This window comes from Streptomyces sp. SID4985, from assembly GCF_009863025.1.
Lineage (GTDB): Bacteria > Actinomycetota > Actinomycetes > Streptomycetales > Streptomycetaceae > Streptomyces.
Window position 1 is genome coordinate 1 of the sequence record NZ_WWIR01000467.1, and the last position, 7,133, is coordinate 7,133.

Sequence of the window (7,133 nt, forward strand, 5' to 3'; positions counted from 1 at the left end):
CCATCCCCAACACCCTGCCTCACGGCCCCTCGACCATCCCCACCCCCCGGACCGTCCACCCCACCCCGCCCTCCGCGACCGCTGGCGGTCCGTCCTCCGATCCCTCGCGCTCCGCGGCGCCGTGCCCGGTGAGATCCGGGGTCGGGCCGTTCGGCTGCTGCTCGATGACGGGGCGTTGGCGGGTGGGGAGGCGGCGCGGCTGATGGGGCTGGCGCTGTCGCCAGGGACGCCACCCGGGGACGCGGCCGCGTGGGTCGAGGGGTTTGTCGGGGGAGGCGGGGGCGGATTGCTGCTCGCGCACGACGAGCGGTTGCTCGCGCTGGTCGACGGGTGGTTGACCTCGGTGTCGGACGACGCGTTCACGGACGTGTTGCCGTTGCTGCGGCGGACCTTCTCGGCGTACGAACCCGGGGTGCGCCGGACCCTCGGCGAGCTGGTCCGGCGGGGCCCGGACGGCGGCGCCGCACCAACGACCGGCGCCACGGTGCCGCACGGCTTCGCGGGCGAGCCGGACCGGGGGCGCGCGGACGCGGTGGCGCCGGTGCTGCGGCTGCTGCTCGGCCTGGAGGACGAACGGACCGTGTCGATGGACGGCAACAGGCTTGCGGGGGTGGGCGGATGACCATGGGAATGACCACTGGGACGACCGGTGCGGCGCGTCAGGACACCGAGGCCGAGCGGTTGCGCCGCTGGCGACTGGTGCTCGGCGGGGACCAGGCCGACGGCACCGGATGCACGCTCGCGGGTAGGGACGCGGCGATGGACGGCGCGCTGACCGCGCTGTACGGGAAGCAGGACCGGGGCGGCAGGGGCACCGCGGGCGGGCGGGAGCGTTCGGCGGGGCTCGGCGGGTCGGTGCCGTCGGTGGCGCGCTGGCTGGGGGACATCCGCAGGTACTTCCCCTCCTCCGTCGTGCAGGTCATGCAGCGCGACGCCATCGACCGGCTCGGGCTCGCCGCGCTGCTGCTGGAGCCGGAGATGCTGGAGGCGGTGGAGGCGGACGTGCACCTGGTCGGGACGCTCCTGTCGCTGCACCAGGCCATGCCGGAGACGACGAGGGAGACCGCGCGGGCGGTCGTACGGAAGGTGGTCGAGGATCTGGAGAAGCGGCTGGCGTCCCGTACCCGGGCGACCCTCACCGGCGCGCTCGACCGCAGCGCGCGGACCGGCAGACCGCGTCACCGGGACATCGACTGGAACCGCACGATCGCGGCCAACCTCAAGCACTACCTGCCCGAGCACCGCACGGTGGTGCCGGAGCGGCTCGTCGGACACGGGCGGGCGGCGCGGTCGGTGAAGAAGGAGGTCGTCCTCTGTGTCGACCAGTCGGGGTCGATGGCCGCTTCGGTCGTGTACGCGTCCGTGTTCGGCGCGGTGCTCGCCTCCATGCGGTCGGTCGGCACGCGCCTGGTCGTCTTCGACACCTCGGTCGTCGACCTCACCGACCAGTTGGACGACCCGGTGGACGTGCTCTTCGGCACCCGGCTCGGCGGGGGCACCGACATCAACAGGGCGCTGGCGTACTGCCAGTCGCGGATCACCCGGCCGTCCGAGACGGTCGTGGTGCTGATCAGCGACCTGTACGAGGGCGGCATACGCGACGAGATGCTGAAGCGGGTCGCCGCGATGAAGGCGTCCGGGGTCCGGTTCGTGACCCTGCTCGCGCTCTCGGACGAGGGCACGCCCGCCTACGACCGCGAGCACGCGGCAGCCCTGGCCGCCCTCGGCGTTCCCGCCTTCGCCTGCACCCCCGACCAGTTCCCGGAGGTGATGGCAGCGGCTCTGGAGAAGCGCCCCGTCCCGCTCCCGAACCCGTCCTGACCTGTGACGACACCCCATCCTCGGCAAGCTCCCGGCCGGGTCTCCGGCACCGGGTGTCACTCGGCCCGGCATCATGTGACAGGTATCACCGCCCGGGTGTGACCCGCGATTTACGGGGCTCCCGTCAGCAGAGATAACCTGCGAGGCGGACATGCCGCGCACCCGGACACCGTGTGCGCCCCTTTAGTGACAAGCGGACGTCACGTTGCCCTTCGCGGCACGCCCACGCATCCAACGAACCGCGAGATCACTGATAGGGACGGAAGCGCGTGGACCTGTTCGAGTACCAGGCGAGGGACCTCTTCGCCAAGCACGATGTACCGGTGCTGGCCGGTGAAGTCATCGACACGCCTGAGGCGGCGCGCGAGATCACCGAGCGTCTGGGCGGCAAGTCCGTCGTCAAGGCGCAGGTGAAGGTCGGTGGTCGCGGCAAGGCCGGCGGCGTCAAGCTCGCCGCCACCCCGGACGAGGCCGTCGCCCGCGCGACGGACATCCTCGGCATGGACATCAAGGGCCACACGGTCCACAAGGTGATGATCGCCGAGACCGCTCCGGAGATCGTCGAGGAGTACTACGTCTCCTACCTCCTCGACCGTGCGAACCGCACCTTCCTCGCCATCGCCTCCGTCGAGGGCGGCATGGACATCGAGGAGGTGGCCGCCACCCGCCCGGAGGCCGTCGCCAAGATCGCGATCGACGCCATCGACGGTGTGGACGAGGCCAAGGCCCGCGAGATCGTCGAGGCCGCCAAGTTCCCGGCCGAGGTCGCGGACAAGGTCGTCAACGTCCTCATCAAGCTGTGGGACACCTTCATCAAGTCGGACGCCCTCCTCGTCGAGGTCAACCCGCTCGCGAAGGTCGCCTCCGGTGACGTCCTCGCCCTCGACGGCAAGGTGTCGCTCGACGAGAACGCCGAGTTCCGTCACCCCGAGTACGAAGAGCTGCACGACAAGGACGCGGCCAACCCGCTCGAGGCGGCCGCCAAGGCCAAGGGCCTCAACTACGTCAAGCTCGACGGCGAGGTCGGCATCATCGGCAACGGCGCGGGTCTCGTCATGAGCACCCTGGACGTCGTCGCGTACGCCGGTGAGAACCACGGCGACGTGAAGCCCGCCAACTTCCTGGACATCGGCGGTGGCGCCTCCGCCCAGGTCATGGCGAACGGCCTGGAGATCATCCTGGGCGACCCGGACGTCAAGTCCGTGTTCGTCAACGTCTTCGGCGGCATCACCGCCTGCGACGAGGTCGCCAACGGCATCGTCCAGGCGCTGCAGCTCCTGGAGGACCGCGGCGAGAAGGTCGAGAAGCCGCTCGTCGTCCGCCTCGACGGCAACAACGCCGAGCTGGGCCGCAAGATCCTCACCGACGCCAACCACCCGCTGGTCCAGCGCGTCGACACCATGGACGGCGCGGCCGACAAGGCCGCCGAGCTGGCCCACGCCGCCAAGTAAGCACTCAGGACGAGGACACAACACACCATGGCTATCTGGCTCAACAAGGACAGCAAGGTCATCGTCCAGGGCATGACCGGTGCCACCGGCATGAAGCACACCAAGCTCATGCTCGGCGACGGCACCGAGGTCGTGGGCGGCGTCAACCCGCGCAAGGCGGGGCAGACCGTGGACTTCGACGGCACCGAGGTACCCGTGTTCGGGACCGTCAAGGAGGCCATCGAGAAGACCGGCGCCAACGTCTCCGTCATCTTCGTGCCGGAGAAGTTCACCAAGGACGCGGTCGTCGAGGCCATCGACGCCGAGATCCCGCTGGCCGTCGTGATCACCGAGGGCATCGCCGTGCACGACACGGCCGCCTTCTGGGCGTACGCCGGCAAGAAGGGCAACAAGACCCGCATCATCGGCCCGAACTGCCCCGGCATCATCACCCCGGGCCAGTCGAACGTCGGCATCATCCCGGGCGACATCACGAAGCCGGGCCGCATCGGCCTGGTCTCGAAGTCCGGCACGCTGACGTACCAGATGATGTACGAGCTGCGTGACATCGGCTTCTCGACCGCCGTCGGCATCGGTGGCGACCCGATCATCGGCACCACGCACATCGACGCCCTGGCCGCGTTCCAGGACGACCCCGACACCGATCTGATCGTGATGATCGGTGAGATCGGTGGCGACGCCGAGGAGCGCGCGGCCGCGTTCATCAAGGAGAACGTGACCAAGCCGGTCGTCGGCTACGTCGCGGGCTTCACCGCGCCCGAGGGCAAGACCATGGGCCACGCCGGCGCGATCGTCTCCGGTTCGTCCGGCACCGCCCAGGCGAAGAAGGAGGCCCTGGAGGCCGCGGGCGTCAAGGTCGGCAAGACCCCGACCGAGACCGCCAAGCTGGCGCGGGAGATCCTCTCCGCCTGATCGCCTGATCGCCTGATCGCCTGATCGGCCGGTCGTCGGCACACCGGTGGGCCCGGTCCCTTCTCGTGGGGGACCGGGCCCACCGGCGTTCCCGCACGCTCACCGCAGCAGGCGCACGGACGTCACCCGGCCCGTGTCACCCCGGCTCCGGTGCCAGCCGCTGCGGCCCGTTGGCCTGCTCCCGGTGCAGCTTGGCGCGCAGATTCTGCTCCGCCTTCGACAGCGGGCCCATGGCCGGGGCCACGGGCACACCGCGTACCGCCTGGGCGGGGGCGATGGGGGCCTCGTAGTGCGTCGGGGCCGAGCGCAGGGTCAGCCCCGTCGCGCCGATGATGGCGACGGTGAAGGCGATGGCGGCGCGCGTCCAGAAGACGTTGCGGCGCTCGCCGACGGTGCGGACGGTGGTGGGGGCGTCCGCGCGCAGCCGTTCCGTGGAGGCCAGTTCGGTCAGCCGCCGGTGCAGTGCGGCGGGGTCGGCCAGTTCCGGGACGTACGCGGCGACGGCCTCGCGGGCACGGGTCACCCGCCCCGCTGCGGCCGGGGTGCTGGCCTCCGTCTCGGCGGCCAGCTCGGGGAGGTCCAGGCCGACGCCGTCGTAGAGGACGAGGGTGCGCCGGTACGACGGCGGGAGGCTCAGCAGCGCGTCCAGCAGGGCGCGGTCGGCCGGGTCGGCGGGCGGGGGCTCGGGGGTGCGGTAGCGGGGGCGGAAGCGGTGCCAGGGGGAGACGGCGTACTCGTACGCGGTCGCCCGTACCCAGCCGCCCGGGTCGCGGTCCCGCGCCACCTCGGGCCAGCGCTGCCAGGCGAGCTGGAAGGCGCGCTCGACGGCCTCGCGGGCCAGTTCGCGGCGGCCGGTGAGGAGGTAGGTCTGGCGGACGAGCGCGGGGGCGCAGAACGCGTACAGCGCGTCGAACGCCTGATCGGGCGTCAGGGGCGGCGGCTCGGGGGCTCTCGGTGCGGGAGGGCCCGCCGCCGCAGACGCCTGACCCGCCGTCGGCCCGGCGAGGTCGGCCAGGTCGGCGAGCAGGCGGGCGTACGCCTCGTGGCGCGGGCCGCTCGGAGTGCTCCGGCCGCGTTCCCAGGCGCGTACGGTCGCCCGGCTGACGCCGAGTCGCCTGGCGACCTGAGCCTGTGTCAGCGCGCGGCTCTCGCGCAGGCGTCGGCGTTCGTCCGGTGGTGGCAGCGGACCGGCGTAAGTCTGCGTCACGGCTCACCCCTCTGCGTGAAAAAGCACATAAACACATATTGGGCGACACTTCGGGGGTTCGCCTGTTACGCCGGGAAAGCGCGTGTCGTTGGGAGCATGTCGGCGTGATCCTGCCGACCGATCGCCCCTCGTCGTCCCTGCCGTCGTCCCTGTCGTCTCTGTCGTCGTCCCTGCGAACCCGGTTGCGCGACCGTTCACCCGGCCTGGGCGCGAGCCTCGTGGGCGGTGCGCTCGCCGCCGGGCTCGGACTCGCCGCGTGCGCCGCGCTGGTGATGGTGTTGTGGGTCAGCTCGCCGTATCCCGACAGCGGTCCGGGCAGCGCCCTGCACGTCGCCGCCGCGCTCTGGCTGCTGGCCCACGGCGCCGAACTCCTGCGCGCCGACACGCTCTCCGGCGCCCCGCAGCCGGTGGGCCTCACCCCGTTGCTGCTGCTCGCGCTGCCGGTGTGGCTGCTGCACAGGGCGGCGCGGGACGCGGTGGACGCCGCCGATGTCTCCGATGCCTCCGACGGACCGGACGGACCGGACGGACCCGCCAGGTCCGGCACCAGCCGCACCACCGGCACCACCAGCGCGTCCGGCACCTCCGACACCCCACCCCCCGTCCCCGCCCGCACCGCGTGGACCGGCGTCGTCCTCGGCTACCTCGGCGTCGCCACGGCCGTCGCCCTCTACGGCTCCGGCGGTGAACTCCGCCTGTCCTGGCCTTGGGTGACGGCCTGTCTCCCGCCGGTCGCCGCTGCCGCCGCCGCGTCCGGGGTCTGGTCGGCGTACGGCAGACCGCTCGGCCCGCTGCCGGGGCCCGTGCGGGGCCTGTGCGCGGGGGCCGAGGCGCGCGCCCGGCTGCGTACGGCCCTGCGCGCGGCCGTGGCCGGTGCGGCCGTGCTGACCGGTGGCGGGGCGCTGCTGCTCGGCGTCTCACTGGTGGGCCACGGCGGCGCGGCGCGGCTGGCCTTCACCCAGCTCACGGAGGGCTGGACCGGCCGGTCCACCGTGCTGCTGCTCGCGGTCTCGCTGATCCCCAACGCGGCCGTGTGGGCGGCCTCCTACGCCCTCGGCCCCGGCTTCACCCTCGGCTCCGGCCATCTGGTGCATCCGCTGCTCTCCGACCCGGCGCCGCTCCTGCCCCCGTTCCCGCTCCTGGCCGCCGTGCCCGATCCGGGCAGGGGTGCCCCGCTGAACTGGGCGGCGGCCGCGGTGCCCGTGGCGGCCGGGGTGACCGTCGGCTGGTTCGTGGCCCGCGGCGCCACCCGGCGCGGAGAAGCGGCCACACGCTGGCCGGCCCTGCACACCACCGGGGTACTCGCGCTCGCCGCCCTGCTCTGCGCGGGCACGCTGGCCCTGCTCGCCGCGCTGTCGGGCGGCCCGCTGGGCGTCGGCGCGCTGGCCGACTTCGGCCCGGTGTGGTGGCTGACGGGACCCGCGGCGGGCCTGTGGGTCCTGGTCACGGGGCTGCCGGTGGCCTGGACGGTACGGGCCTGGCGGCTGCGCGGCACCCGGAAGCGGGGCGAGGCCGCCGCTCGGGCGGAAGACCCGCAGAGGCCGCTCGCCGGGCCGCGGAAGTCAGGCACCGCACAGCCGCAGCGGAAGCCCGAGCCCCCCGCCGAGGAGCTGTACGACTTCCTCGACGCGGACGCCCCCTTCGCCTCGGACTGGTCCGACGCCCTCACCGGAACGAGCCCCGAGGCCGAGCCCCGGATCGACTAGTGCCGCGGCAGGCAACGTTTGCCCGTCAAGGAGCGG

Annotated in this window: 6 protein-coding genes; 5 read left to right on the forward strand and 1 reads right to left on the reverse strand. The window is 72.9% G+C overall.

The genetic code is table 11. From position 1 onward, the window contains the following. The 4 genes from GTW40_RS20705 to sucD all read left to right on the forward strand — a co-directional run. Positions 1-622: DUF5682 family protein (locus tag GTW40_RS20705; protein WP_237525600.1), on the forward strand; the 622-nt coding region annotated here is incomplete at its 5' end. Positions 623-624: 2 nt separating this feature from the next. Next, entirely contained in the window at positions 625-1,821 is a 1,197-nt protein-coding gene (locus GTW40_RS20710) for a VWA domain-containing protein (RefSeq protein WP_237525601.1), read from the forward strand. Between the two features lie 269 nt (positions 1,822-2,090). Beyond that, entirely contained in the window at positions 2,091-3,272 is a 1,182-nt protein-coding gene (sucC, locus tag GTW40_RS20715) for an ADP-forming succinate--CoA ligase subunit beta (protein WP_161181693.1), read from the forward strand. Between the two features lie 27 nt (positions 3,273-3,299). Next, positions 3,300-4,184, forward strand: a complete 885-nt coding sequence (gene sucD / locus GTW40_RS20720; RefSeq protein ID WP_161181694.1) for a succinate--CoA ligase subunit alpha — start codon at positions 3,300-3,302, stop codon at positions 4,182-4,184. Between the two features lie 136 nt (positions 4,185-4,320). Here sucD and GTW40_RS20725 read toward each other — a convergent pair whose 3' ends face one another. Then, positions 4,321-5,391 (reverse strand): helix-turn-helix domain-containing protein, encoded by a 1,071-nt coding sequence (locus GTW40_RS20725; protein WP_161181695.1) that lies wholly within the window; start codon positions 5,389-5,391, stop codon positions 4,321-4,323. 137 nt (positions 5,392-5,528) lie between these two features. Here GTW40_RS20725 and GTW40_RS20730 point away from each other — a divergent pair, with 137 nt between their 5' ends. Beyond that, positions 5,529-7,097, forward strand: a complete 1,569-nt coding sequence (locus GTW40_RS20730) for a DUF6350 family protein (RefSeq protein WP_237525602.1) — start codon at positions 5,529-5,531, stop codon at positions 7,095-7,097. The last annotated feature ends 36 nt before the right edge of the window (positions 7,098-7,133 follow it).